Origin of the sequence: Sphingomonas sp. Leaf10 (assembly GCF_001421245.1) — a bacterium.
GTDB lineage: Bacteria > Pseudomonadota > Alphaproteobacteria > Sphingomonadales > Sphingomonadaceae > Sphingomonas.
Genome location: NZ_LMKE01000032.1, coordinates 1 through 25,591, shown reverse-complemented (window position 1 = coordinate 25,591; position 25,591 = coordinate 1). Strand labels below are relative to the sequence as shown.

Sequence of the window (25,591 nt, the reverse complement as noted above, 5' to 3'; positions counted from 1 at the left end):
CCGGCCCGTTGGCGGACGTGACCTCCCCTCGCAACCCGACCCACCCCCAGCCCCTCCCTTCCAGGGAGGGGAGGTATCTCGGCGACACTCGGCCCGCACCGACCACGCGCCCCCCTTGTCCCCTGCCCCGCCACCGGCAATGATGCCGCCATGATCGCCCGCTTGCCCCTCGCCCTGCTCGGCGCGTTCGCGCTCCTGCTTCCCGCCCGCCCTGCCCATGCCCAGACACCGCCGACCCCGGTCGCGATGGTTGCGGGCGACCTGCGGCCCGGCAGCGACCTGACCGGGCAATGGCATTATTCGATCGACCCGTACCGCGCCGGAATGCGCGGCTTTCACGGCGAGGACGCGAACGTCACCGAACGCCGCTGGGCCGAGGTCGACGTGCCCGCCGAATTGCGCCGCAACCAGCAGTCGCTGTTCGAATATGACATGGCCGCCGCACCGATCGCGACCTTGCCCGGCGGGTGGATGACCCATGCGGCGGAGATGCGGCATTATCAGGGGCTGGTCTGGTATCAGCGCCATTTCAGCGCGCAGCCGACCGCCGGCAAGCGCCGCTTCCTGCGCTTCGGTGCGGTCAATTACCGGGCGCGCGTGTTCCTGAACGGCCAGTTCGTCGGTGAGCATGAGGGCGGCTTCACCCCCTTTGCGATCGAGGTCACCGACCGGGTCCGTGCCGGCGACAACCAGATCACCGTCGCGGTCGATTCCGCCGTCGACGCCAGCAGCGTGCCGCCGCCGGTCACCGATTGGGAGAATTATGGCGGCATCACCCGTGACATCCGCCTGATCGAAACGCCCGCGACCTTTGCCGACGATGCGTGGGTCCGGCTGACCCGCACTGGCCGGATCGCGATCGATGCGAAGCTGAACGGCAGCACCGCCGCCAATGCGCTGATGCGGCTGACCATTCCGGCGCTCGGGCTGACGCTGTCGGGCCGCACCGATGGCGAGGGCCGCTGGCATGGCGAAACCGCCGTGCCGAAGCGCCTGCGCCGCTGGTCGCCCGAGACGCCGCAACTCTACGACGTGACCCTCGAAGCGGGTGACGATCGCTGGCACGACCGCATCGGGTTTCGCACCATCGAGCGGCGCGGGACGCAGATCCTGCTCAACGGCCGCCCGGTCTTTTTGCGCGGGATCAGCGTGCATGAGGAGGAATTTGGCAACAATCCGGCGCGCGCCATCACTCCGGCGGCGGCACGCGCGCTGCTGGCCGAGGCGAAGGACGGTCTGCACGCCAATTTCGTCCGCCTCGCCCATTATCCGCATGGCGAGGTGACGACGCGCCTCGCCGACGAACTCGGGCTGCTCGTGTGGAGCGAGGTGCCGGTCTACTGGCTGATCGCATGGGACAATCCCGCAACGCTCAAAACCGCCCGCGCGATGCTGGCCGACAATATCGTGCGCGACCGCAACCGCGCGTCGATCGCGATCTGGAGCATCGCCAACGAAACCCCCAATTCACCCGCACGCAACGCCTTTCTGGGCGCGCTGGCCGACGATGTCCGGCGGCTCGACGATACGCGTTTGCTCGGCGCGGCGCTGCTGACCGATCGGTCGACCCGCGACGGCCACCCGCTGATGACGATCAACGACCCGCTGGCCGAGCGGCTCGATGTGATGGGGGTCAACACCTATAACGGATGGTATTCGCCCGACCGTCTGGCCGATCTGCCGGCGATCGGGTGGCAGGTACCGACCGACAAGCCGCTGATCCTGTCCGAATTCGGCGCTGGGGCCAAAGCCGGCTTACATGACGACCGCCCTGCCCCCCAGAAATTCTCGGAAGAATATCAGCGCGACTATTACCGCGCGACGCTGGCGATGGCGGCGAAGATTCCGACGCTCAGTGGCCTGTCGCCATGGCTGCTCAAGGATTTCCGCTCGCCGCGTCGCCAGAACGGTTGGCAGCAGGGCTATAATCGCAAGGGGTTGGTGTCGGAAACCGGACAGCGCAAGCTGGCGTTCGACGTGCTGGCAGAATTTTATACGGAGCGGGCGCAGCGGGACGCGAAATAGGCGTGATCGATCGAAAAAACCGATCAATGGCAGTGGCGCAAGTCATTAGCCTTACGCAATCCGCTGGTTCATCCTGACGCCATATTACGGTCGAGAGGAGTTTACCGATGGACGCCATACCCGAAGGCAGCCCGATCAACGATCCCAAGAAGCAGCCTGCGGCGATGCGCCGCCTGCTGGGACAGACCGCGCGCGACTGGTGGCCCGAAGCGTTGTCGATCGACATCCTGCATCAAAAGGGTGTCAGCGGAAATCCGATGGGCAACGACTTCGATTACCGCAAGGAATTCGAGGCCATCGACTATGCCGCGTTGAAAGCCGACCTGACCGCGCTGATGACCGACAGCCAGCCTTGGTGGCCGGCCGATTACGGCCATTACGGCCCGTTCTTCATCCGCATGGCTTGGCACTCGGCCGGCACGTACCGCACCGGCGACGGCCGCGGCGGGTCGTCGGCGGGGCAGCAGCGCTTCGCCCCGCTCAATTCGTGGCCGGACAACGGCAATCTCGACAAGGCGCGTCGCCTGCTTTGGCCGATCAAGCAGAAATACGGCCGCCAGCTGAGCTGGGCCGACCTGTTCATCCTCGCCGGCAATGTCGCGATCGAATCGATGGGCGGCCCGACCTTCGGCTTCGGCGGCGGACGCGAGGACGTGTTCGAGCCGGAAAAGGACGTCTATTGGGGCACCGAAGAGGAGTGGCTCGGCCAGACCCGCATCGATGAGGAAGCCGGCCTCGCGCTCGAAAGCCCGCTCGCCGCGATCCAGCACGGGCTGATCTACGTCAATCCGGAGGGTCCGGGCGGCTGCCCGATGCCCCAGGGGTCGGCACGCGACATGCGCGAGACCTTTGCGCGCATGGGCATGAACGACGAGGAAACCGTCGCGCTGACCGCCGGCGGCCATACCTTTGGCAAGGCGCACGGCGCGGGCGATCCCAAGCATGTGGGCAAGGAGCCGGAGGGTGCCGATATCGCGGCGCAGGGTCTGGGCTGGGCGTCGACCCACGAAACCGGTCTGGGCGATCACACGATCACCTCGGGCCTAGAAGGGGCGTGGACGCCGACGCCGACGAAATGGGACATGGCCTATTTCGACATGCTGTTCGATCACGAGTACGAGCTGACCAAGAGCCCGGCGGGCGCGCATCAGTGGCAGCCGGTCGGCAATCCCGAGGATACGCTGGCCCCCGCCGCGCATACCCCGGAAAAGAAGGTGCCGACGATGATGTCGACCGCCGACATGGCGCTGAAGGTCGACCCGGCGTACAACGCGATCTGTCAGAAATTCCGTGCCGATCCCGATTATTTCGCCGATGTCTGGGCGCGGGCATGGTTCAAGCTGACCCATCGCGACATGGGTCCGAACGTCCGCCTGATCGGTCCGGAAGTGCCGAAGGAAGACCTGATCTGGCAGGATCCGGTCCCGAAGCTGGAAGGCGAACCGCTGGGCGAAGGCGACGTCGCCACGCTGAAGCAGGCGATTGCAGCATCGGGCCTGTCGATCGCCGAACTGGTGACGACCGCCTGGGCCTCGGCCTCTACCTATCGCGGGTCGGACAAGCGCGGCGGCGCCAATGGCGCGCGCATCCGCCTTGCCCCGCAAAAGGACTGGGACGTCAACGAGCCGGAACAGCTGGCGAAGGTGCTGGGCGTCTATGACGGCATCAAGGCCGATTTCGACGGCAAGGGCGGCAAGACCGTGTCGATCGCCGACCTGATCGTGCTGGGCGGTGTCGTCGGTGTCGAACAGGCGATTGCGCCGACCGGCCATAATGTCGCCGTGCCGTTCACGCCGGGCCGGACCGACGCGACGCAGGAATGGACCGACGTCGAAAGCTTCGACGTGCTCGAACCGAAGGCCGATGCGTTCCGCAACTACCTGCAGGTGCAGTTCAACGTTCCGACCGAGGAACTGATGGTTGACCGGGCGCAGTTGCTGGGGCTGTCGGCGCCCGAAATGGCGGTGCTGGTTGGCGGCCTGCGTGTGCTGGGGGCGAACCACAGCAAGGCGAAGGAGCACGGTGTGTTCACCACGCGTCCGGGTCAGCTGACCAACGACTTCTTCGTCAATCTGCTCGACATGGGCACGGCGTGGAAGCAGATCAGCGACGACAGCGACCAGGAGTTCGTCGGCACCGATCGCCATAGCAAGGAGCAGAAGTGGACCGCGTCGCGCACCGATCTGGTCTATGGTTCGAACTCGCAGCTGCGCGCGGTCGCGGAAGTCTATGCGTGCGACGATGCCGGTGAGAAGTTCGTGCAGGACTTCGTGGCGGCATGGACCAAGGTGATGATGGCCGACCGCTTCGACCTCGGTCGCGCGTAATCATCGATTGCCGGTGCGACAGGGAGCGTCCGGGCCGAAAGGCCCGGGCGCTTCGTTGCGTCTGGAAAGGTGCGGCGTTAGCCGGCACGCCGCGGTTACGCGGCGTCCCGAACGGACTGATCTTGCCCGGCTTCGTGCCGTCGGCAGAAATAGCTGTTCGGGCGAAATAGGGTCGAGCAAAGTTAAAGGCCCGTGTCGAAGCATGTGGCGCCAAACCGAAACACGCCAACAACCCCGTGATTCGCCTTGCCCGGTTGAAGCTTTCGATGGCATATCAATACCGACAAGCTTCAAACTGCGGATCGGACCCAAACATGAATGCAATCGTCGCGCAGATCGGCGATCTTGCCGAAGCTGGCGAGCGGATGATCGAGCGGCTGCGGCGAAAAGCCTTCCTGCCCGAAAGCCGCAAGGCGTTGAACGTCCGCTTCGGTATTGCCGAGGCGGCGCAACTGCTCGGTTGTTCGACCAACCGCATCCGTATGGCCGAGGATGACGGCCGCCTGCCCCCCGCCCCCGCCGCCGAGAACGGCCGGCGTCTGGGCTATAGCGTCGATGAACTGCTGCATATGCGGCAGGTACTTGGCGCCTCCCCCGCCCGCGCACCGCTCGACGTACCGGCGGTCATCGCGGTGCAGAACTTCAAGGGTGGCGTCGGCAAGTCGACGGTTACTACCCACCTCGCCCATTATTTCGCGGTGCAGGGGTACCGCGTGCTGGTCGTCGATTGCGACAGTCAGGCGACGACGACCACGCTGTTCGGCTTCAACCCGCATTTCAACATCACCCGCGAAGAGACGCTCTACCCCTATCTGTCGATCGATCCGACGCAGAACGACCTGTCCTATGCGGTCAAATCGACGTCGTGGCCGAACGTCGATCTGATCCCGTCGAACCTTGAACTGTTCGATGTCGAATATGAACTGGCGGCGTCGGGATCGGACGGGCAGTCGGTGCTGGCCGCGCGTTTTCGTAAGTTGAAACAAGGACTTATCGATCTTGCACGGCATTATGATATCGTCCTGCTCGATCCGCCACCCGCGCTCGGTACGATCAGTCTTGCGGTGATGCAGGCGGCGAATGCGCTGCTGGTACCGCTGGCGGCGACCACCCCCGATTTCTGTTCGACGGTGCAGTTCCTGTCGATGATGGATCAGGTGTTGCAGCAATTGGGCAGCGCCGGAATCGAGGTGGATTACAGCTTCGTCCGGCTGATCTGTTCGAAGTTCGACGGCAACGACCCCAGCCACGCGATGGTGCGGGCGATCATGGAACAGAGTTTCGGCCCGGCGCTGTTGCCGGTGCCGATCCTCGAATCCGCCGAAATCAGCCATGCGGCGATGCGGATGATGACCGTCTACGAACTCGAAAAGCCGATCGGGACGCCCAAGACCCACAAACGATGCCGCGCCAATCTGGACGAGGCATTGGGGCAGATCGAGCAGCTGGTGCGACAGGGTTGGGGCAGGGTCGCGCCGGCGGGGGAGGAGATGCTGTATGCAGCGGTTTGACAGCGGACAGCGCGGCACGGCGAGGCGCAAAGCGCCAAGCCGGCTCAAACCGCCCGGCCGGCGGGCGCCGCGCCCGTCCGACGCGTTGGTGAAGGCCAATGCGGCGCTGAGTCTCCAAACCCAAAACCCCGAGTTCCCCCATGGCGCGTAAACAATCCGACTATCTCGCCGCGCTGCTCTCCGACGAAGCACCGCAGTCGACCGAAGCCCCCCCTGCTCCGCCCGAGCGCGGTTCCGACCGCCTGCGCGGCACGACGCTGCTCGGTCGCGAATCCGCCCTCGCCCGCGTCGCCTCCGGTGAAGTCCGCCAGGTAACGCAGCTGTTGCTCGACCCGGCGCGGGTCCGCATCTGGCCGGGCAATGCCCGCTCCTACGCGCATCTCACCGAAGCGAGCTGCCGCGAACTGGTCGATTCGATCATCGCCGAAGGGGGGCAGAAAGTCCCCGCCGTCGTCCGCCGGGTCGAGGGCGACGCCGCGCACGATTATGAGGTGATCGCCGGCACCCGTCGCCACTGGTCGATTTCGTGGCTGCGCGCGCACAGCTATCCCGACATGATGTTCGTGGCGCAGGTCGCGACACTCGACGACGAAGCGGCCTTCCGCCTCGCCGATCTGGAGAACCGCGCGCGTGCCGATGTGTCGGACCTCGAACGCGCGCGCAACTATGCCGCCGCGCTCAAGACGCATTATGGCAACCACGCCTCGCGCATGGCCGAACGACTGAAGCTGTCGAAGGGCTGGCTGTCGAAGATGCTGCGGGTCGCGGCGCTACCCGACCCGATCGTCGCCGCCTTCGCGTCGCCCGGCGACGTCCAGTTGAAGGGCGGCTATGCACTGGCGCAGGCGCTCGACGATCGCGCGGATGCAGCGGTGATCGGCGGTGAGGCGAAGGTGCTGGTCCGCGAACAGCAGCATCGCCGTGACAAGGGGCTGCCCCCCATCCCCCCCGCCGATGTGCTGCGCCGGCTGATCGACGCGCCCAAACGCGGGCAGGAGAAAAAGGACCGGTTCGTGTGGACCACGCCACACGGTCGCGTCGCGGTAACCGCGCAGACGATCAACCGGCAGGGCGTAACCCTGCGCCTCCATGCCGGATCGGGCCTCGGCCATGACGACATGGTCGAAATGGTCCGCAAGGCGCTGATCGAACTCGATGGCCACGGCCGCGGACTGCAACGGTGACCGGGCGGGCGCCGCGAGTTTCCCCGGGGAAACATCGCCCGCGCCCTACCCCATTTCTCCCGAAGTTTCCCCGGGGAAACCCGCCTGCGGACCCGAGCATATGACCCGCCCGAACCCTGAAAAAGTCTCCGAACAGTTCGACCTGTTCCTGCCCTACCTCGCTGACATGCCGCTACGTGATCAGCGCGAGATGATGGAGCGGCCGTTCTTCAGCCTCGCCAAGACCAAACGGATCAAGCCGATCGACTATCGCAGCCCCGACGGCAAGCTGTGGGTCCATGTCTCGGCGAATGCGGATTATGGAATGGCGACCATCTGGGATGCCGACATCCTCATCTACTGCGCCAGCGTGCTCGCCGATATGGCGCGGCGCGGGGTCAATGACGTGCCGCGCAAGCTGCATCTGATGCCCTACGACCTGCTGCGCGCGATCGGGCGACCGACGACGGGGCGGGCGTACGAATTGCTGGGCCAGGCGCTCGACCGGTTGGTGGCGACCACGATCAAGACCAATATCCGTGCCGAAAACCGGCGCGAGGCGACGTTCAGTTGGCTCGATGGCTGGACGCAGCTGGTCGATGAAAAGACCGAACGGTCGCGGGGCATGACGATCGAATTGTCGAACTGGTTCTGGGAAGGGGTAATGATGACCGGCGGCGTGCTGTCGATCGACCGCGCCTATTTCGACCTGACCGGCGGACGCGAGCGCTGGCTGTACCGCGTCGCGCGCAAACATGCCGGGGGCGCGGGTGAAACAGGCTTCGCGATATCGATGCCGACGTTGTTCGAGAAATCGGGCGCCGAAGGGCAATATCGCCGCTTCAAGTTCGAAATCGCCAAAATCGCCGAACGCAACGAACTGCCCGGCTACACGCTGATGCTGGAACAGCCCGCCGACAAGCGCGAGCCGTTACTCAGGATGCGCAAGCGCGCCGGTGCCGCCGCGCGGACGGTGGTGGTCGGCGCCTCCCCTGCCCCGGCCCCTGCTCCGGCCGCTATGCCATCCCCCGAACGGACCGAGGAACTGGTCGACGCAGCCGCGATGATCCGTGCCTCGATCAAGGGACTGGCGGGCCGTGCGACCCATGGCGAGATTACGCCGCAGACGCTGGCGCTGCTCCGTGCCGAATGTCCGGGCTGGGATTACCAGACGCTCCATGCCGAATTCCGGGCGTGGATCGATGCCGATGCGACGCGGACGCCAGTCAGCTATCAGGCGGCATTCATCGGCTATGTCCGCCGCTGGGACGCACAACACCGCCACGAACTCGGGCGCTGAGCGTCCCCGAAAGATCGAGTGGCAATTTGTTTCCGTTCCCGAAGTGTCGTCCGCCCCGCCCCCACCCACGCCGGTTGCACATCAAGTTGAAGATCACCCTAGGATTTGAACGTCCCCACCCCCTGCCATTCCATTATTGATTCAATCGGCATCGGCGATCGGGGCGAGGCAGGGGGGCGTCGACACTCCGGGAACGCCATTCGACCCTTTCGGAACGCAGCCGCGACACTTCGGGAACGACGGCGTCGATCCTTCGGGAACGATTTCACGACCTTTCCGGAACGCACGGCCGCGCGCGAATCGTGGTGCAAGGCTGGCTTGGCTGCGACTTGCCGCCGCTTAACCTGCTAACCTTCCTATAAACCGTCTAACCGAGCCTGATGTCTGGATTTCAGGTTTTGAGAGAGGAAGGCCGCAACCGCGTCATGCGCTGATGGGTAAGGGGCGGGTGCTCGTACAGGTCGCGTATCGCCCGGTAACGAAAGCGATTCCACCAGCGTTGCCAACGATGTTCTGCCGCATCGTGCAGGATATGGCAGCGCTGGCACAACGCCGCGAGGTTGGCTGGCGCGTTGTTGCTCGGGTCGTGGTCGAGATGTGCGCAGGCCAGCACGACACGGGTCAGGCGGACCCGGGCGAGGCTGACATGGACGCCAGCGATGCGCCGGCCGCGCGGGGAGCGCCAACAACGCTGCTGCGCATCCCACCAGCGTCCGTCGCCCAGATGCGCCACGCGCGCGAGATGAGGCCGCCCGCATCGCTCGCAGCGCCCGCCGGCACGGTCGAACCGGATCGCGGCCGACAATTGCGTCCAGTCGATGGGGTAGAGCCAGCGGTTTTCGGCGCGGATCGGCATGACGATTCTATGAGTCGGTCGAGCACGAAAGGGAAGCGAAATGTTCCCCACCCGTCGCCGCTTCGTTTCCACCTGCTGCTCAAACGACGGAACGCGGTGGCGCTGGGCCGGATCGTGCCTATACCATTGCATCCGTTAACGGAGTCGCCGACCATGATCGACCTGTTGCTCGCCGCCCTCCTGTCACAAGCCGCTCCGGCGGCCTGTACGACGGTTGCGCCACCGCCGGCCGAACTGGCGGGCTGGAACGACCGAGACAAGGTGACCGCCGGAGCCGATGGGGGCCGGGCGACCCTGCTCACCCCGGGAACGGCAGTGACTGGGACCCTGCTGCCGACGGCCGACCTGCGCCACGTCGCGACGCCCGAGAAAGCGGGACCGGTCGATAGCCGCGGCGGGCTGTTTGCCTTTACCGTCGCCACGCCGGGGCGGTATCGGGTCGCGTTGGGATCAGCGGCATGGATCGACATACTGACCGATGGCAAGCCGGTTGCATCGATCGGCCATAGCCATGGCCCCGCCTGTTCGGGCATCCGCAAAATGGTCGATTTCCAGCTGGGACGGGGGCGGCATCTGGTGCAGATCGCCGGCAGCCGCGATCGGGCAGTCGCGCTGATGGTCGCGCGACTGCCCGATCCACCGCTATAGCCGGTCGAAATTGATCTCGGCGAACCGGTCAAGCGTCGCGTCGGCCGGGGGCAGGGGGTATTTCAGCCCGGTCGCGCAGTTGAACAGCACGACCTGCTCGTCGACATTGACTTCGCCGTCACGCAATGCCTGACGATAGGCCGCCAGCGTCGCGCCGCCCTCCGGACACAGCAGCAGCCCGTCGCGCCGTGCACAGTCATCGACCGCCTTCAGGATTGCCGGGTCGCCGACCGCCAGCGCCTTGCCGCCCGACTGCCGCACCGCGCGCAGGATCAGGAAGTCGCCAACCGCGCGCGGCACGCGGATGCCGGCGGCGACGGTATGGGCATCCTCCCAGCGTTCGGCATGTTCCTCGCCCGCCTCGAACGCGCGGACGATCGGCGCGCAGCCGGCGGCCTGTACCGCATACATGCGCGGGCGTTCCGGTCCGATCCAGCCCAGCGCCTGCAGTTCGTCGAATGCCTTCCACATGCCGATCAGCCCGGTCCCGCCGCCGGTGGGATAGAAGATCGCGTCGGGCAGTCGCCAGCCAAGCTGTGCGGCGAGTTCGAGGCCCATCGTCTTCTTGCCCTCGATCCGGTACGGTTCCTTGAGCGTCGAGAAGTCGAACCAGCGCCCCTCCGCCGCGCCACGCGCGACGATCGCGCCGCAATCGTCGATCAGGCCGTTGACCCGCCATACCCGGCTGCCCTGCGCCGCGATCTCGCGGACGTTCACTTCGGGCGTATCTTCGGGGCAGAAGACGATCGTCTCGATCCCCGCACGCGCGGCATAGGCGGCAAGCGCGGCGCCGGCATTGCCGTTGGTCGGCATCGCGATCCGGCGCACGCCCAGTTCCCTGGCCATCGCCACCGCCATCACCAGCCCGCGCGCCTTGAAACTGCCGGTCGGCAGGCGGCCTTCGTCCTTCACCAACACGTTGTCGCCGCCCGAACGGGGGATGGGGATCAGCGGCGTCTCGATCTCGCCGAGGCTGACGACGTTGGCGGTATCGCGCACCGGCAGCAATTCGCGCCAGCGCCACAGATCGGTATCGCGCGCCGCCAGCGTATCGCGTGATAACGCCGCCCCGGCCGCCGCCAGATCGTAACGGACCAGTAACGGTCGTCCGACACGCGACAGATTGTGGAGCGTGTCCGCCGGATAGACCTCACCGGTCATCGAACATTCGAGCTGCGTGACGAACGTCGGGCGGGGTGCGGAAAGATTATCGTGCATGGGCAACAATGTAGTCGCACTTTCGCGATGGTCCATGGCGGTGGTCGTTAACCCTGCCGTACAAGCATTGCCGCAGGCATTTACGCTACGATCACGGCGATTCGTCGCGCCGAACAACCAGTCCACAGTATCTGGGGCAGAGAATGGGGCTTCATACGGTGAACCGGTCGAACAATTCCGCTGTTTTGCAGTAGCTACATAGTTAACATTGCAGGATTTATTGGTAAATTGGCAGAGTCCGTCCCGCTATCGGACAGTCCGTTTCGGACTGATACGAAATAGTTACGATTACCGGAAGTTTTCGCGCGACGACGACTTGCGGTAACCGCGACGAGGTGCGAAGCGCGCTGCCACCGAACCGCCGGGGACAGGGCAGGGGATCGGTAGCGATACAGGGATGGAACAAGATGGCGAGCGCGGCGGCGATCATGGTGGATGGCAATCTGGGCGACTGGACGGTGCAGGACCGGATCGATCGCGGGCTGGACGACGGCTATGCCATCTATGCCAAGAGCGACGGCAACGCCTTCGCCTTTGCGCTGAAGGTACCGGGCACCGTCGGCACCAACACCACGGTGTGGCTGAACACCGATCGCAACGTCCAGACCGGCTACCAGATCTTCGGCTTTGCCGGTGGTGCCGAATACAGCGTCAATTTCGACGCCGATGGCAAGGTATCGCTCTACAGCGGCGCACCGGGCGCCAGCCCGGCGATCGCGACGCTGGCAGCGGTGTGGTCGGACGATCGCTCGACCGTCGAATTCCGCGTCGACAAGGCAGCGATCGGCAACCCGCAGGCGATCGACACGCTGTACGACGTCAACGACGCCGTGTTCCTGCCCGGCAGCTATTCGGCGCCGGCGTTCACCGTCTTCAACGACATGGACTATGCCGCCGACCCGGCGCACCGCATCGCGATCGTGTGGTCCGAAAGCACCGCCAACGCCTATTTCAGCAAGACCGCCTATTCGCAGCTGTTCATGGCGACGCAGGCTCAGGCGATGCAGGCGGGCGTGCCCTTCGACATCCTGACCGAAGACGACCTGACCAGCCTTGCCACGGTCGCCAAATACGACACGATCGTCTTCCCGTCGTTCCGCAATGTCGATGCGACCAAGGTGACCGCGATCGCGCAGACGCTGGAACAGGCGACCAAGCAGTACGGCATCGGCCTGGTCGCGGCGGGCGAGTTCATGACCAACGACGCGGCGGGCAATGCGCTGGCCGGCGACAGCTATGCCCGCATGAAGCTGTTGTTCGATGCGACGCGCGTGACCGGTGGTTTCCCCGCCGATGTGACAGTCAAGGCGACCGACGCGGCGGGACTGGTGTTCGACGGCTATGCCGACGGGCAGGTCGTGCATGACTACAAGAATGTGGGCTGGAACGCGTTCACCAGCGTCAGTGGCACCGGACAGACGATCGCGACCTCGACGATCAACGGCCAGACCTATGCCGCGGCGATCGCGACCCAGACCGGCGGGCGCAACGTCATCTTCTCGTCCGAAGCGGTGATGGCCGACGAAAACCTGCTGCAAAAGGCGATCGATTATTCGGTCCATGGCGGGGGGCTGTCGGTCGGTTTGCAGATGACACGCAACACCGGCCTGTTCGCGTCGCGCGTGGACATGGACCAGAGCCAGGAAAAAGGCGAGGTCAAGATCGAGGAGGGCGCACCCGGCATCTATGACAAGATGCTGCCGATCCTCGCCGAGTGGAAAGCGAAGTATAATTTCGTCGGCAGCTATTACGTCAATATCGGCAACGATCCGGCGGCGGGGCAGGCGACCGACTGGGCGGTGTCGCTGCCCTATTACAAGCAGCTGATCGACATGGGGAACGAGATCGGCACCCACAGCTATACCCACCCGCACGACACCAACATCCTGACCGATGAACAGATCAAGTTCGAATTCGGCCAGAGCCGCGCCGAGCTGGAACAGCAGCTGAGCAACTATCTGGGCCGCACCGTGACCGTTGCCGGCGCGGCGGTGCCCGGCGCCCCGGAACAGATCGCCACGTCGCAGGAAATCCTGAAATACGTGCAATATCTCTCGGGCGGCTATTCGGGCGTCGGCGCGGGCTATCCCAACGCCATCGGCTATATGAACCCGGCCAACGCCGCGACGAACCAGGTCTATATCGCGCCGAACACCTCGTTCGACTTCTCGCTGATGGAATTCCAGAAGAAGACCGTCGCCGAGGCCGAGGCGATCTGGGCCAAGGAACTGGCGACGCTGACCGGTAATGCCGATGCGCCGGTCGTCGTGTGGCCGTGGCACGACTATGGCCCCACCGAATGGGCGATCGACAATGACGGCGTGCCCAGCGGTACCGGCAGCCCCTATGCCCGTTCGATGTTCGACAATTTCGTCGCTGCGGCCGCGGCCAAGGGCCTCGAATTCGTCACCCTCGCCGATCTGGCGAACCGGGTGAACGCGTTCGACAAGGCGCAGATCGTCAGCAGCGTCACCGGCAACACGATCAAGGCAACCGTCGCATCGTCGATGGGCACCGGCCTGTTCGCGCTCGACGTCGACGGGCAAAAGACCGGTCAGGTGATCCAGAGCGTCAAGGGCTGGTACGCCTATAGCGACGACAAGGTGTTCCTGCCGACCAAGGGCGGCAGCTTCGAGATCGCGATGGGCGACAAGGCCGACGACGTCACCCACATCACCGCGCTGCCGATGCGCGCGTCGCTGGAAACGCTGTCGGGCGACGGGCGCGACCTGTCGTTCACCGTGGCGGGCGAGGGCAAGGTGGTCATCGACATCAAGGCGCCGGGCACCAACTGGCTGGCCGTCGAAGGCGGCAAGCTGGAGTCGCTGGTCGGCGAGATCGCGACGATCGATATCGGCGCGATCGGCACCCATGCGGTGAAGGTCACGCAGGTCGCCAATGCCGGCCCGACGATCACCTCTGCCGGCGGCGGCGACTGGGGATCGATGACGATGAACGAGAATGCGACGCTGGTCGGCACCGTCACCGCCACCGATCCCAACATCGCCCAGGGCGACCGGGTCCGCTACTCGATCGGCGCGGGCGGCGAAGGATCGCTGTTCACCATCGATGCGAACACCGGCGTGCTGAAGTTCATCGCCGCGCCCGATTACGAAACCGCCCGCGATTCGAACCGCGACAACATCTATGACGTCAACATCGTCGCGACCGATGCGCGCGGCGTCAGCGACAGCCAGTTGATGTGGGTCTATGTCAAGAACGTGACCGAACAGACCGGCGGCCCGACCATCACCTCGTTCGGGGGCAAGGAGGCGGCATGGACCAGCGCGGTCGCCGAGAACACATCGGCGGTGGCGACGGTCACGGCGACCGATCCCGACTTGCGCGACGGCGATACCGTCCGCTTCTCGATCGAAGCGGTCCGCGAAGGCCATCTGTTCCAGATCGATCCGGTCACGGGCGTGCTCAGCTTCAAGAACGCGCCCGATTTCGAAAACCCGCAGGATAGCGACCGCAACAACATCTACGACGTGTCGGTCATCGCGACCGATTCGTTCGGGGTGGTCGACAAGCAGATGCTGTACGTCACCGTCAGCAACGTGAAGGAACAGACCGGCGGTCCGACCATCACCTCGTCGGGCGGCGGCGACCGGGGCACGATGTCGATGCTGGAAAACAGCACCAGCGTCGGCACCGTCAACGCGACCGATCCCGATACCCGCGACGGCGATTTCATCCGCTATTCGATCGCGCAGGGCGGCGAAGGCTCGCTGTTCAACATCGATCCGGTCACCGGCGCGCTGACGTTCAAGAGCGCGCCCGATTTCGAGAATGCGCAGGATTCGAACCGCGACAACATCTATGACGTGACCGTCGTCGCCACCGATTCCTATGGTCGCGCCGACAGCCAGCTGCTGTGGGTTTATGTTAAGGACGTCGCCGGGCTGAATCAGACCGGCAGCATCTGGAACGACACGATGAACGGCACCGGCGAGGGCGATACGCTCGACGGAAGCTGGGGCAACGATACGCTCAACGGCTTTGCTGGCCATGACCGGCTGATCGGCAGCTATGGCAACGACACGCTGAACGGTGGCGATGGCAACGATACGCTGGACGGCGGCAACGGCACCGACGTGCTCGACGGCGGCAATGGCGACGACCTGCTGATCGGCGGCGACGATCGTGACGTGATGACCGGCGGGGCCGGGCGCGACGTGTTCCGGTTCGAAAAGACCGGCGATACGGCGACCCATTCCAGCCTGCGCGACATCATCACCGACTTCCGTCCCGGCGAGGACAAGATCGACCTGTCGGCGATCGATGCCAATGCGTCGCTGTTCGCATGGGGTGATCAGGCATTCACCCTGATCGGCGAGAATGGCCGGTTCACCGGTGCCGGCCAGCTGCGCTATCGCTACGAAATGTCGGGCGGCAAGGAATATACGGTCGTCGAAGGAACTACGCTCGGTTCGTTCGCCAGCTTCTCGATCGCGCTGACCGGCCATCATGTCCTGAATACGGGCGATTTCTTTTTGTAAGGAATTCAGCCGTATCAGTCCGTCGGCAGGGGGCCGGATGGCGGGAATCGGATTCAAACTGGCACAGGTGGCCCGCGAAGGTGGCGTCGGCGGGATCGTCGGCGCCGCCGCGCATGGTGCTGTCATCAGTGCGGGTCCATGGTTACTGACCGCGGTGGCGATGGGGTTGCTCGAACACTGGGCGGTGCGGCACCTGACGGCGGCGGACTCGATGGTGGTGCAGACGGTGCTGATCTATGCGTTCAGCCTATCGGCGCTGGCCGCCGCGCCGATCGGCATCGTCGCCATCCGTCTGGTCGCCGATCGCATCTTCGCGCGCGACGCCGCCGGCATACCGGGGATCGTGCTGCTGGCGCTGGCCGCCGGGGGCGGGATCGGGCTGGCAATCGGCGCATTCGTCTTTGGGGTGCTGGGCGAATTACCCTTTGCGCAGGCGCTGACCGCCACCGTCGCACTCGCTTGGCTGGCGCAGGTGTGGATCGCCGCGCCGATGCTGACCGCGCTCGACCGATACCGGGTGGTACCGCTCGCCTATCTGGCGGGAATCGTCGCGGCGGCCGGCGTGCTGTGGCTGTGGCCGCATGGCGAGTTGCTGGGCGTGCTGCTGGTCATCGCCGGCGGTATCGGGCTGACGCTCGCCGCGATCCTGCTCGTGCACCGGCGTCATTTCAGCGGCGACGTGGTGCTGCCGCCGCGCGACGCGATGCATCCGCGCCTTGCCGGCATCATCGCGCTGGCCGGGATCGCCGGGGTTGCCGCGATCTGGATCGACAAATGGCTGTTGTGGCTCGGCCCGTCGAGCCGGGCGGCGGTCGGCGCACTGCGGCTGAACCCGATCAACGACGAGGGCAGTTTCCTCGGGCTGCTGACGATCGTGCCGGGCCTCACGCTATTGCTGATCGTCACCGAAACCCGGTTCGATCGCGCATTCGGCAGTATGCTGGCGCGCTGTACCGGCACGTCGACGCTGGAGCGGATCGAGGAGGCGCGGGGCGAGGTGATCGCGGTGATGGGCAACAGCCTGCGCCTGCTGGTGCTGGTGCAACTGCTGATCGCCGCCTTTGCGTGGGTGCTGGCGGTGCCGTTGTTCGATGCGATCGGTGCCGATGTCCGCGCGATCTTTGCCTTTCGCCAGACCTCGGCGGGCGTGGTGTTCCATCTGGTGGTGATCGCGACGACGGTCGTGCTCGCCTATTACGACCTGTTCGGGCGCATCCTGTTCACCTGGGCCAGCTTCGCGCTGGCCAGCGCGCTGGCGACCTGGGTCCAGTTCGATGCCGGTTTCGCGGCCTTCGGCTGGGGTTATATGGCCGGCGCAGTCGTGGGGGCGTTCGTTGGCCTCGCGCTGGTCGCGGAGGCAAGCATGGACATGACGTATCTGTTGTTCGTCGGCAACAACCCGGCGGTGGTCGGCCATGGCGGGCGTTGGCTGTGATGGGGGCGTACCTCGGACGCCGGCAGGCGATGATGCTGGGCGCGGGCGCCGTCGGACTGACGCTCGGACTGCGCAACGCGACGTCGGGACAGGTTCGTAGCAGCGGCGATGCGACGTTGCGCTGGGCAGTCGATTACGGACCCGCGACCGATCCGGTCCTTGCCAGACGCTATGAACTGCTTGTCCTCGAACCGCATCATCCGCGCCCGATCGCGCCGTTGCGGGGGGAGGGGGCGACGTTGCTCGGCTATGTCAGCCTGGGCGAGGTCGAAAAGAGCCGCCCCTATTTCGCGGCGCTCGATACGGCCGGCGCACTCGGCATCGCCAATCCCGATTGGCCCGATGCTAGGCGGGCGGACCTGCGCCATCCGGCATGGACCGCCGCAGTGCTGGACCAGATCGTCCCGCAAATTCTGACGCTTGGCTATGACGGAATCTTCATCGATACGATGGATAATGCCGAGGCGATGGAACGGCAGGACCCTCAAGGCGCAAAGGACATGGTGGCGGCGGGCGCGCGCCTGATCGCCGCTGTCCGTGCGCGCTTCCCCGGCATGCGCATCATGCTGAACCGCGGCTATGCGATGCTCGACCGGGTCGCGCCATCGATCGACTATGTGCTGGGCGAATCGATGGCGTCGCGCTGGAACTTCGCGACCAGGCGCTACGACCTGCTGTCCGACAGCGACTGGAAATGGCAGGCCGACCGGCTGCGCGCGGCCAAGGCGATCAATCCCAAGATGGTCGTCACCACGCTCGATTACTGGGACATGGCCGATATGAAGCAGGTCGCCGCCCTCTATGCCCGCGAACGCGCGGGCGGGTTCGCGCCCTATGTCTCGACGCTGGCGCTCGACCGGCTGTGGCCGGAGCCGGCGGGATGAGCGCGCCCGACCAACGCTGGCTGGCGATCGGGGTGCCGATGGTCGTGGGGGGCGGGGTGCTGCTCGCCGCGATCCTGCTGCTGCCCGGGCGGACCGAGGTGCTGCACGTCGAACGCCGCGCGCAGCCGGTGTCGATCGCGCTGCCGCCGCCATTGCCGGCGCCGCCGCCCGCCGCCGCGCCGCAGGTGCCGGCGCTGGCCGACGCGATCGCGCATGACGATGCGGAGGCACTGGCGGCGCTGACCACGCAGTTGCAGTTGACCGGGCAGAAGGTCACGACGCTGCAGGTCGCCTATGACCTGAAGGCCGCCGGCCGCGGGCCGGTGGCGCTCGCCTATCTGGCGGTGCGGCCCGACGGGACGGTTGCCGAGACCTGGCCGCTGCGCATCGACCTGCTGGCCGAAACCGGGCAGCGCGATGCGGCGGCGAAGCTGTTCGACGCGGCGCAGGGCGTGCCGGGGCCGGCGATCGTCGCCGCCGCCTATACGCTCGACCGGCCCGACCTGCTGGTTGCCGCCGCCGAGCGCGGCACGATCCCCCGGCCCGCTGCGGCGCTGTCGCTCGACCTTGCCCGGCGACTGGAGCGCGTGGGGCAGGGGGCGCTGATCGCCCGGCTCGACCGGGTCGGCAGCGACTGGCGGCGCGGCGATCCATGGCTGGCGATCCGGGTGGCACAGGCGGCGGGCGACCAGCGGGCGGCGCTGGCGGCGGCGGGGCTGTTGCCGGTCGACCAGCGCGATGCGGCACGAGAGGCGATCCTGACCCGCGCCGGCGACCGGGCGGGGCTACGGCACATGCTGCTCGCTCGCGCGCAGGCGCCGGGGGCCGATCCGCTGCCGATCGCCGAGCAATTGCTGGCAGCGGGCGCGCGTGACGATGCGGTCGGCGTGCTGGCGGCGGCTGTGGGGCAGGGCGGCCCCGATGGCCCGGCGGCGCGGCGGCTGCTGTATCTTCTCGGCCCCCGTCCGGGTGCGCGCGACGTCGCATGGCTGCGGCAGCGGACGCTGGCCGGGTCGGGCGCGCAACAGCTCGACTGGATCGCCGCCTATGCCGATCGCGACCGGCCGGGCGAGGCGGCGGCGTTCCTCACCCGCCATCCGCTGGCCGATCGCACGCCGGTGCTGCTGACCCGGCTGCGGCTCGCGCAGGCGGCGGGCGACGATCGCGGCGGGCAGGCGGTGCTGGCGCGGCTGCTCGACGGGCGGGCGCTGTCGGCCGATGCGGTGCGCGCGGCGGGCGATTTCGCACCCCGCAGGTCCGATCCGGCGCAGCTTGCCGCCCTGCTGCACGCGCGGGTCGCCACCGGCATCGCTGCGCCGCGCGACCGCATGGACCTGGCGTGGAGCGCGTGGAATGCCGGCGATGCGCCGCGTACGGTGCAGCTGCTGCGCGACTATCTGGCGAACGATGGCGACGACCTGCCCGCACTGCGGCTGATGGCCGATGCGCAGGCGAAGATCGGCGGCGACCGCGCGGCGCGGCCGTGGCTCGAAAAGGCGCTGGCGCAGACCCTGCCCGACAGCCGCGCCTATGCCGAACTGCTCGATCGACTGGGCCGCCGGCGCGAGGCGGTGGCGCTGGTCGAACGGCTGCGGCAGAAGACGCCAAGCGACCGGCAACTGGTCGCGCTGCACGCCCGGCTGCTGATCGCCGACGGCCAGCCCGGCCGCGCGCGGATGCTGTTGTCGCAGCAATGATCGCGGCGCTGATCCTGATCGTGGCCGATGCGGGGCCGGTGCTGCGCGTGCCGGCGGCGATCCTTGCCGATGGCGAGGTCGCGGGCGGCGATCCGCAACTGGTCTGGCCCGCCGGCACGACGCTCCGGATCGAGGGCGATGACGGCGAGATCGTCGTGCGCGCCGACCGGGCGATCGACGACCGCGCCATCGACACGTTTCGGGGCGCGGCCGGCGATGCGATCGGCGACCTGCGCTGGAACGATGACAGCCTCGTGCTGCGCCCCGCCGCCGGACGCGAGCTTCGCTGGCGCACGGCCGGCAACCGCGTGACGATCGGCTTTACCGCGCCCGCCGCCGAACCGGCGGCACCGGCGCAGTCCGCCCCCGAGCTCGACCCGCAATTGCTGGCGATCGAGGCCGATGTCGCCGCCGGCTATCCGGGCGAGGGGCGCCGCCGCGCCGAAACGCTCGCCGTGCAGCACCCGACCGACCGGCGCGTCACCCGCATCCTCGCCGATGCGCGCAGCGCAGATGGCGACGCCGCCGGTGCCACCCGGCTCTACCGCCAGCTCGGCGCGACCGACCGTACCGCCCGACGCGCGGCGGCCTTCGCCCCCGGCGCGGCATCGGCCGTCGTCACGCTGCGCGACGGCAGCGACCTGTCGCAGGTCGAAAGCAGCGCGCGCGTCGATGTCGCGCTGACCGATCGCACCACGATCGGCGGGGGCGTCCGTCATGTCGCCAGCACGATCGGCGACCAGCGCCGCGGATCGCCGGTGGTCGAGGCCGGCGCGACCGTCCGCGTCGGCGACGAAGCGCGGATGCAGGCGGTGCTGGCCGGCGCGCTCGACAGCGGCGTGACCGGCGGCGGCGTGCGCTATGCATCGGGATCGGCCGAGGGACAGTGGCGCGCCGGGGTGACGCTGCATCAGCCCGATTATTCGACCCGCGAACAGGCGCTGGACGATGGCTGGCTGTCGCGCGTCTCCGCCGGTGCGACCTATCGCATCGCCCCCGGGCTGGTCGGGCAGGTCGATCTCGGCGGCAATCGCTACGGCCTTGCCGGCGAAGGGGGCGCGGTTGACACCATCTCGCTGGCCGGCGGGCTGGATTACATCCGGCGGCGCGGCGGCTTCGCCTTCGGCCTCACCTACCGGGTCGAGGCCGAATATGTGCAGCGGCGGCGCGGCGGCATCGATTTCGCGACGCGCGAGAACCATACGGTGCAGGCGTTGCTGAGCAGCGCGATCGGCGAGGCGCAGCTGACCGGCCTTGCCGGATGGACGGTCGACCGCTTCGGCGGCGATGGTCCCAATGCCAGCCTCGGGCTGGCGCTGCCGGTCGGCGATGCATGGCGGATCGAGGGCAGCGGCGGAATCAGCTCGGTCACCCGACCGGGCTTTGCCGGGCAACAGCTCTTCGCGCGCGCCGGGGTGACGCGCGGGCTGGGGAGCGGGCGATGAACCCGGGGTTTCGGCGGTCGCTGCGGATCGCGATGGAACTGGCGGCGTCGTTCGGGGTGCTGCTCGCCTTCGACCGGCTGCTGCTGGGCGGCACCGCCTTTTCCGGAATCGCTCCCAATCCGCTATGGCTGCCGGTGGTGGTCATGGCGCTCGCCTATGGCACCTTCCCCGCGCTGGCGGCGGCGGGCATCGCCAGCACCCTGTGGCTGGCGCTGGGGCAGGAACCGGGTAGCGAGCGCGACTATCTCGACCACCTGCTCCATCTGTCGCTGCCGCCGCTTTTGTGGTTCATGGCGGCGGTGGCGATCGGCGAGGTGACCATGGTCCGCGCACAGCGGCTCGTGCGACTGGAGCGGACCAAGAATATCGCGCGGCGCAACGTCACGCGGTTGACCGAGGCGTTTCACCAACTGGTCCACACCAACCGCGCATTACAGGTACAGGTCGCGACCGGCGAACGCAGCATCGGTCATGTCATCGCCACCGCCGCGCGTCTGGGCGATGCCGATCCGGCCGAACGCCGCGCCGCACTAATCGCGCTGATCGCGCTGGCGGCGCAGACCGGCGACTTCACCTGTTACCGCGTTACCGGCAGCGAGGCACGCGCATGGCTGCGCGGCGAGGGGGCGCAGGCGCGGCCCGACACGCTGCTCGCACCGTTGCTGTCGCTCGCCCAGCGCCGGGGGGCAGCGATCCATGTCGGCCGGGCGAGCGATCGCGAGGCACTGGCCGGGATCGGCATGGTCGCGCTGCCGCTGACCGAGGGCGATCCGGCACGCCTGCTCGGCGTGCTGGTGCTCCACGACCTGCCCTTCGCGGCGATGGGGGCGCATCTGCTCGCCGAACTGACCGAGATCTGCCGCTGGCTCGGCCCGCTGCTGGTCGAGGAACCGCGCCGCGCCGGGCCGCTGGCGGTACAGCCGCCCGGAATGGTCGCGTGAGGGCGGGGATCGTCGCGCTGGCGCTGGCCGACGTGGCGATGCTCGCTTCGGCGTCGGTGCTGCCCGGACCGCTGCTGTTGCTGGGACATAGCGGCTGTTCGATCGCGGCGATCGTGCTGCGGCTGCGCGACGGGCGGGCGCTGCGGTTCAGTGCGGTCGTCGGCGGCATGATCGCGCCGGCGATGCTGCTGATCGGCGAATGGCTCAGCCGCGCGCTGCCCGAGGAGGAACGGGCGCCCGCGCCTTTGCCCGAACCGGTGGTGCGATCGAAACTTGCCCAGCGCGGCGCCAGCCTGACCGTCGCGCGGATGCTCGACGGGCGGGTGCTCCACGCCGATGCCGATACGCTGCATTCGCTCGTCACGATCATGCGGCACGGGCAGGTCGCCGAGCGTCGCCGCGCACTGGAAACCGTGGTGCGCTCGTTCGAACCGTCGCTCTCGCCGCTGATTGCGCTGGCGCTGACCGATGGCGATCAGACGATCCGCGCGCTCGCCGCCGCCGCGTCCGCACGCGTCGTGCAGAATCTGGCGACCGGCCGCGCCGCGCTGGACGCCGACAGCGGCCCGGCGCGCGACGCGGCGCTGGCGGCGATGCTCGCCGACCATGCGCGCGGCAACGTGCTGCTGTCCGATACGCAGCGGGCGCATCTGCGGGCCGAGGCGCTGGGACTGATCGGTGACGACCCGCTCGACCCGACCCGGATCGAGGCACTATGGGCGGCGGGCGATTATGCCGCGATCGACGCGATCATCGAACAATTGCCGGTCGTCGAGGCGCCGCACGATCCCTTCGCCCGCGCCGCCCGCTGGTGGCGCGGCCAGACCATCGAGCATCGCCCGTGAATGAGCGGGTCAACACCGGGCCGCCCGCCGATATCTGCCTGATCGTCGAGGGCGCGTACCCCTATGTCGTCGGCGGGGTGTCTGGGTGGTTGCAGGACCTCATAACTCACCTGCCCGAAATCCGTTTCGCGATCGTGGCGATCAAGCCGTCCTCGGCACCGCTGGCGATGCAGCTGACCCCGCCCGACAATGTCGTCGAACTGGTCGAGATCGCGCTCGCTCCCGAAGCGACGATGCCGCGCGGCTATCCGGCGGCACAGGCGCAGGCGATCGCCGACGCGCTGATCGATTTCGTCGGCGGGGGCGGGGCGGGGACGCTCGGCCGGCTGATCGAACTGATCGACGGGGTCGGACGGCCGCTGACCCCCGGCGACATTCTCGCCCACCCCGCGACCTTCGCCCGGCTGCGCCGCCATTATCAGGCGCTGCTGCCCAAGGCGTCGTTCCATCATTATTTCTGGGCGATGCGCGTGTTGCTCGGCGGGCTGCTGGCGGTGCTGACCGCGCCCTTGCCGAAGGCGCGGGCCTATCACACCATCTCGACCGGGTTTGCCGGGCTGCTGGCGGCACGCGCGGCACAGGTCAGCGGGCGGCCCGCCTTCATCACCGAACATGGCATCTATCTGTTGGAGCGACAGATCGAGGTGATGATGGCCGAATGGATCGGCGATCAGGTCGATACCGGCCTCGCCAGCGATCGTACGGTCAACGACCTGCGCGACCTGTGGGTGCGGGCCTTCACCAGCTATGCGGGTGCCTGTTACGATGCCTGCGACCCGATCGTCGCGCTGTACGGCGACAATAATGCGGTGCAGCGGCGACTCGGTGCTGCCCCCGATCGGGTGCGGGTGATCCCCAACGGCATCGACGCGCGCCGCTTCGCGCATCTGGCCGACGCGCGCGATCCCGACCATCCGCTGGTGGCGCTTTTGGGTCGGGTGGTGCCGATCAAGGATATCAAGACCTTCGTCCGCGCCTGCGCCATCGCCCATGCCGAAAAGCCAGACTTACGCTTCGTCGTGCTGGGGCCGGAGGATGAGGACCCGGAATATGCCGCCGAATGCAACCAGCTGGTCAGCGATCTCGGCCTCAACGACGTGCTGCACTTCGCCGGCCGGGTGCGGATCGAGGACTGGATGAACCGCATCGACCTGCTGGTGCTGACCAGCCTGTCCGAGGCGCAACCGCTGGTAATTTTGGAAGGGGGCGCCTGCGGCATCCCGGTCGTCGCCCCCGATGTCGGCAGTTGCCGCGAGATGATCGAGGGGCGTGGGCCGCATGATCCCGGCCATGGCGGCATCGTCACGCCATTGGTCAACCCGCAGGCGACTGCAGCAGGCATTTGCGCCATCGCCGGCGAACCTGCGGTCCGCTGGGAAATGGGGGAAGCGATGCGCCGGCGGGTACTGCGCGATTACGACCACCCGACGATCATCGGGTCGTACCGGGCGTTATATGGGGAACTGATCGGGCGGTAGGTTTCCCACCCTTTCCCCATAAACCGTTCGGTTCGAGCAGCTTCGAGCGAAGTCGAGAAGCGTCCGTCGAGAACGGGTCGCGTGGGGCACCGCCTTCTCGACTTCGGTTCTCGACAGGCTCGAACCTGCGCGCGAAGCGAACGGGGGGAGCGCGCAGAAGGGTCTTACGACAGCTTCTTGCCGCGCAACGTGTTCAGCACCGCGATCGCCGCTACCCCGGCCAGTGCCGCGCTGGTCCACGGACGCTCCTTGGCGAAACCCTTCGCCTTGTCGGCGATCGGCGCATCGCCGCCGAAATGCTTCTTGAATGCGTCGGTCAGCTTGGTCTTGCCGTTCGAGACAGGGACGTCGCGGTTGTTGACGAGCGTATCGGTCATGAAACTACTCCTGATGCTATGGTTCGGCGGTCGTAACGCCCGTTTCCATCAGAAGTTCAGCCGCACGCCCAGCGCATAGCGCGGACCATAGGTTTCGAATGCGATCACCCGTTCCTTGTAGACCGAATACAGGAACGTCTTTTCGTTGAACAGATTCAGCCCCTGCGCGAACAACGTCACCTGATCGTTCAGCGCATAGTTGATGCTCGCGTCCCAGATGCCATAGGCGTCGACATTGACCGGCTGTCCGCGATTGCCCTGCTGCGTCTGTTCGTACGCATTGCGGTAGTTGTACGCGATCCGCGCCTGCAGCGGTCCCTTTTCATAGAAGGCGACGGCATTGTACGTCGTCGCATCGGGTTCGACGAGGCTGATATTGGCCTGTACGCCCAGCCCATCGAGCGGTGCCGGCAGGCCGGTAAAGGTATATTGCCCCGAAAATTCGATGCCGCGATAACTGCGGCTGCCGATATTTTCCGGCCGCGTCCGCCGGAAATCGAGGCCGAGCAGCTGGATCGTCGACGTGACCGATTCCGATATGTTGTCGAGATCCTTCGCGAACAGCGCGACGCTGACGAAGCTCGACCGGTCGAGATACCAGGTCAGCGCCGCATCGTAATTCCACCCGATCATCGGCTCCAGCCCCGGATTGCCGTCGGTGATCGCCCGTTCGCGCGGGCGCGGGTTGATGTTGCGGATGAGCAGCAGGTCGCTGAGCGTCGCGCGGGTCAGCGTCTTGGCGACCGCCGCCTGCAACACGACATCCTCGAACACATCGATCTTGAAATTGGCACTCGGCAGCCACTGCGCATACGACCCCGTCTCGCGGATCGGCTGCGCCGGCGACAGGTTGACGATCGGATCGCCCCCCGGCGGGGCGGGGAGTGTTCACCTCGGACTCAACAGGCGTTTTCTGGCGAGGAATATGTCGAGGGTGAT

At 66.9% G+C, this 25,591-nt stretch carries 18 protein-coding genes; 14 read left to right on the top strand and 4 right to left on the bottom strand.

Translation table 11 applies throughout. The features are described from left to right. Nucleotides 1-150: 150 nt before the first annotated feature. The 5 genes from ASE59_RS16375 (at nt 151) to ASE59_RS16355 (ending at nt 8,326) form a co-directional block, all read left to right on the top strand. Complete coding sequence (locus tag ASE59_RS16375) at nt 151-2,025, top strand: glycoside hydrolase family 2 protein (RefSeq protein ID WP_056458793.1); 1,875 nt, start codon at nt 151-153, stop codon at nt 2,023-2,025. Nucleotides 2,026-2,132: 107 nt separating this feature from the next. Further along, nucleotides 2,133-4,352 carry a catalase/peroxidase HPI gene (katG, locus tag ASE59_RS16370; RefSeq protein WP_056458791.1) on the top strand — a complete coding sequence of 740 codons (2,220 nt, stop codon included), beginning with the start codon at nt 2,133-2,135 and terminating at the stop codon, nt 4,350-4,352. Between the two features lie 314 nt (nt 4,353-4,666). Next, nucleotides 4,667-5,863: an AAA family ATPase gene (locus tag ASE59_RS16365; protein WP_056458788.1), complete on the top strand. Its 1,197-nt coding sequence runs from the start codon at nt 4,667-4,669 to the stop codon at nt 5,861-5,863. Between the two features lie 140 nt (nt 5,864-6,003). Further along, nucleotides 6,004-7,047, top strand: a complete 1,044-nt coding sequence (locus tag ASE59_RS16360; protein WP_056458783.1) for a ParB/RepB/Spo0J family partition protein — start codon at nt 6,004-6,006, stop codon at nt 7,045-7,047. 100 nt (nt 7,048-7,147) lie between these two features. Then, entirely contained in the window at nt 7,148-8,326 is a 1,179-nt protein-coding gene (locus tag ASE59_RS16355; protein WP_056458781.1) for a replication initiator protein A, read from the top strand. Nucleotides 8,327-8,717: 391 nt separating this feature from the next. Here ASE59_RS16355 and ASE59_RS16350 read toward each other — a convergent pair whose 3' ends face one another. After that, nucleotides 8,718-9,182: a hypothetical protein gene (locus ASE59_RS16350; RefSeq protein WP_056458778.1), complete on the bottom strand. Its 465-nt coding sequence runs from the start codon at nt 9,180-9,182 to the stop codon at nt 8,718-8,720. 153 nt (nt 9,183-9,335) lie between these two features. Here ASE59_RS16350 and ASE59_RS16345 point away from each other — a divergent pair, with 153 nt between their 5' ends. Further along, on the top strand, nt 9,336-9,830 hold the full coding sequence (locus ASE59_RS16345) for a homogentisate 1,2-dioxygenase (RefSeq protein WP_156360138.1): 495 nt from the start codon (nt 9,336-9,338) through the stop codon (nt 9,828-9,830). Here ASE59_RS16345 and ASE59_RS16340 read toward each other — a convergent pair. Continuing rightward, a complete protein-coding gene (locus tag ASE59_RS16340; RefSeq protein WP_056458775.1) occupies nt 9,825-11,048 on the bottom strand; it encodes a threonine synthase in 1,224 nt (407 codons plus the stop codon). The genes ASE59_RS16345 and ASE59_RS16340 overlap by 6 nt on opposite strands. Before the next feature lie 407 nt (nt 11,049-11,455). Between ASE59_RS16340 and ASE59_RS16335 the strand changes: the two genes are divergently transcribed. Genes ASE59_RS16335 through pelF form a run of 8 tightly spaced genes read left to right on the top strand, consistent with a single transcriptional unit; the run spans nt 11,456 to nt 24,275 of the window. Beyond that, nucleotides 11,456-15,550 (top strand): cadherin domain-containing protein, encoded by a 4,095-nt coding sequence (locus ASE59_RS16335; protein ID WP_056458772.1) that lies wholly within the window; start codon nt 11,456-11,458, stop codon nt 15,548-15,550. A gap of 37 nt (nt 15,551-15,587) precedes the next feature. Then, nucleotides 15,588-16,985, top strand: coding sequence for an exopolysaccharide Pel transporter PelG (gene pelG / locus ASE59_RS16330; RefSeq protein ID WP_056458769.1), 1,398 nt, complete (start codon nt 15,588-15,590; stop codon nt 16,983-16,985). Then, nucleotides 16,985-17,869 (top strand): endo alpha-1,4 polygalactosaminidase, encoded by an 885-nt coding sequence (locus ASE59_RS16325; RefSeq protein WP_056458767.1) that lies wholly within the window; start codon nt 16,985-16,987, stop codon nt 17,867-17,869. The genes pelG and ASE59_RS16325 overlap by 1 nt, the downstream gene beginning before the upstream one ends. After that, complete coding sequence (locus ASE59_RS16320) at nt 17,866-19,566, top strand: hypothetical protein (protein WP_156360137.1); 1,701 nt, start codon at nt 17,866-17,868, stop codon at nt 19,564-19,566. The genes ASE59_RS16325 and ASE59_RS16320 overlap by 4 nt, the downstream gene beginning before the upstream one ends. Next, nucleotides 19,563-21,011, top strand: coding sequence for a hypothetical protein (locus ASE59_RS16315; protein ID WP_056458755.1), 1,449 nt, complete (start codon nt 19,563-19,565; stop codon nt 21,009-21,011). The genes ASE59_RS16320 and ASE59_RS16315 overlap by 4 nt, the downstream gene beginning before the upstream one ends. Beyond that, entirely contained in the window at nt 21,008-21,952 is a 945-nt protein-coding gene (locus ASE59_RS16310; RefSeq protein ID WP_156360136.1) for a hypothetical protein, read from the top strand. Before ASE59_RS16315 ends, ASE59_RS16310 begins: the two co-directional genes overlap by 4 nt. Continuing rightward, entirely contained in the window at nt 21,949-22,797 is an 849-nt protein-coding gene (locus ASE59_RS20775) for a hypothetical protein (protein ID WP_056458749.1), read from the top strand. The genes ASE59_RS16310 and ASE59_RS20775 overlap by 4 nt, the downstream gene beginning before the upstream one ends. Continuing rightward, complete coding sequence (gene pelF / locus ASE59_RS16300; protein ID WP_056458745.1) at nt 22,794-24,275, top strand: GT4 family glycosyltransferase PelF; 1,482 nt, start codon at nt 22,794-22,796, stop codon at nt 24,273-24,275. The genes ASE59_RS20775 and pelF overlap by 4 nt, the downstream gene beginning before the upstream one ends. 164 nt (nt 24,276-24,439) lie before the next feature. Here the strand turns inward: pelF and ASE59_RS16295 are convergent, their stop codons facing one another. Further along, the gene (locus ASE59_RS16295; RefSeq protein ID WP_056458742.1) at nt 24,440-24,652 is read right to left on the bottom strand and encodes a hypothetical protein; all 213 of its coding nucleotides are present in this window, start codon (nt 24,650-24,652) and stop codon (nt 24,440-24,442) included. Nucleotides 24,653-24,700: 48 nt separating this feature from the next. After that, nucleotides 24,701-25,483 (bottom strand): TonB-dependent receptor domain-containing protein, encoded by a 783-nt coding sequence (locus ASE59_RS16290; protein WP_268795292.1) that lies wholly within the window; start codon nt 25,481-25,483, stop codon nt 24,701-24,703. Between the last annotated feature and the right edge of the window lie 108 nt (nt 25,484-25,591).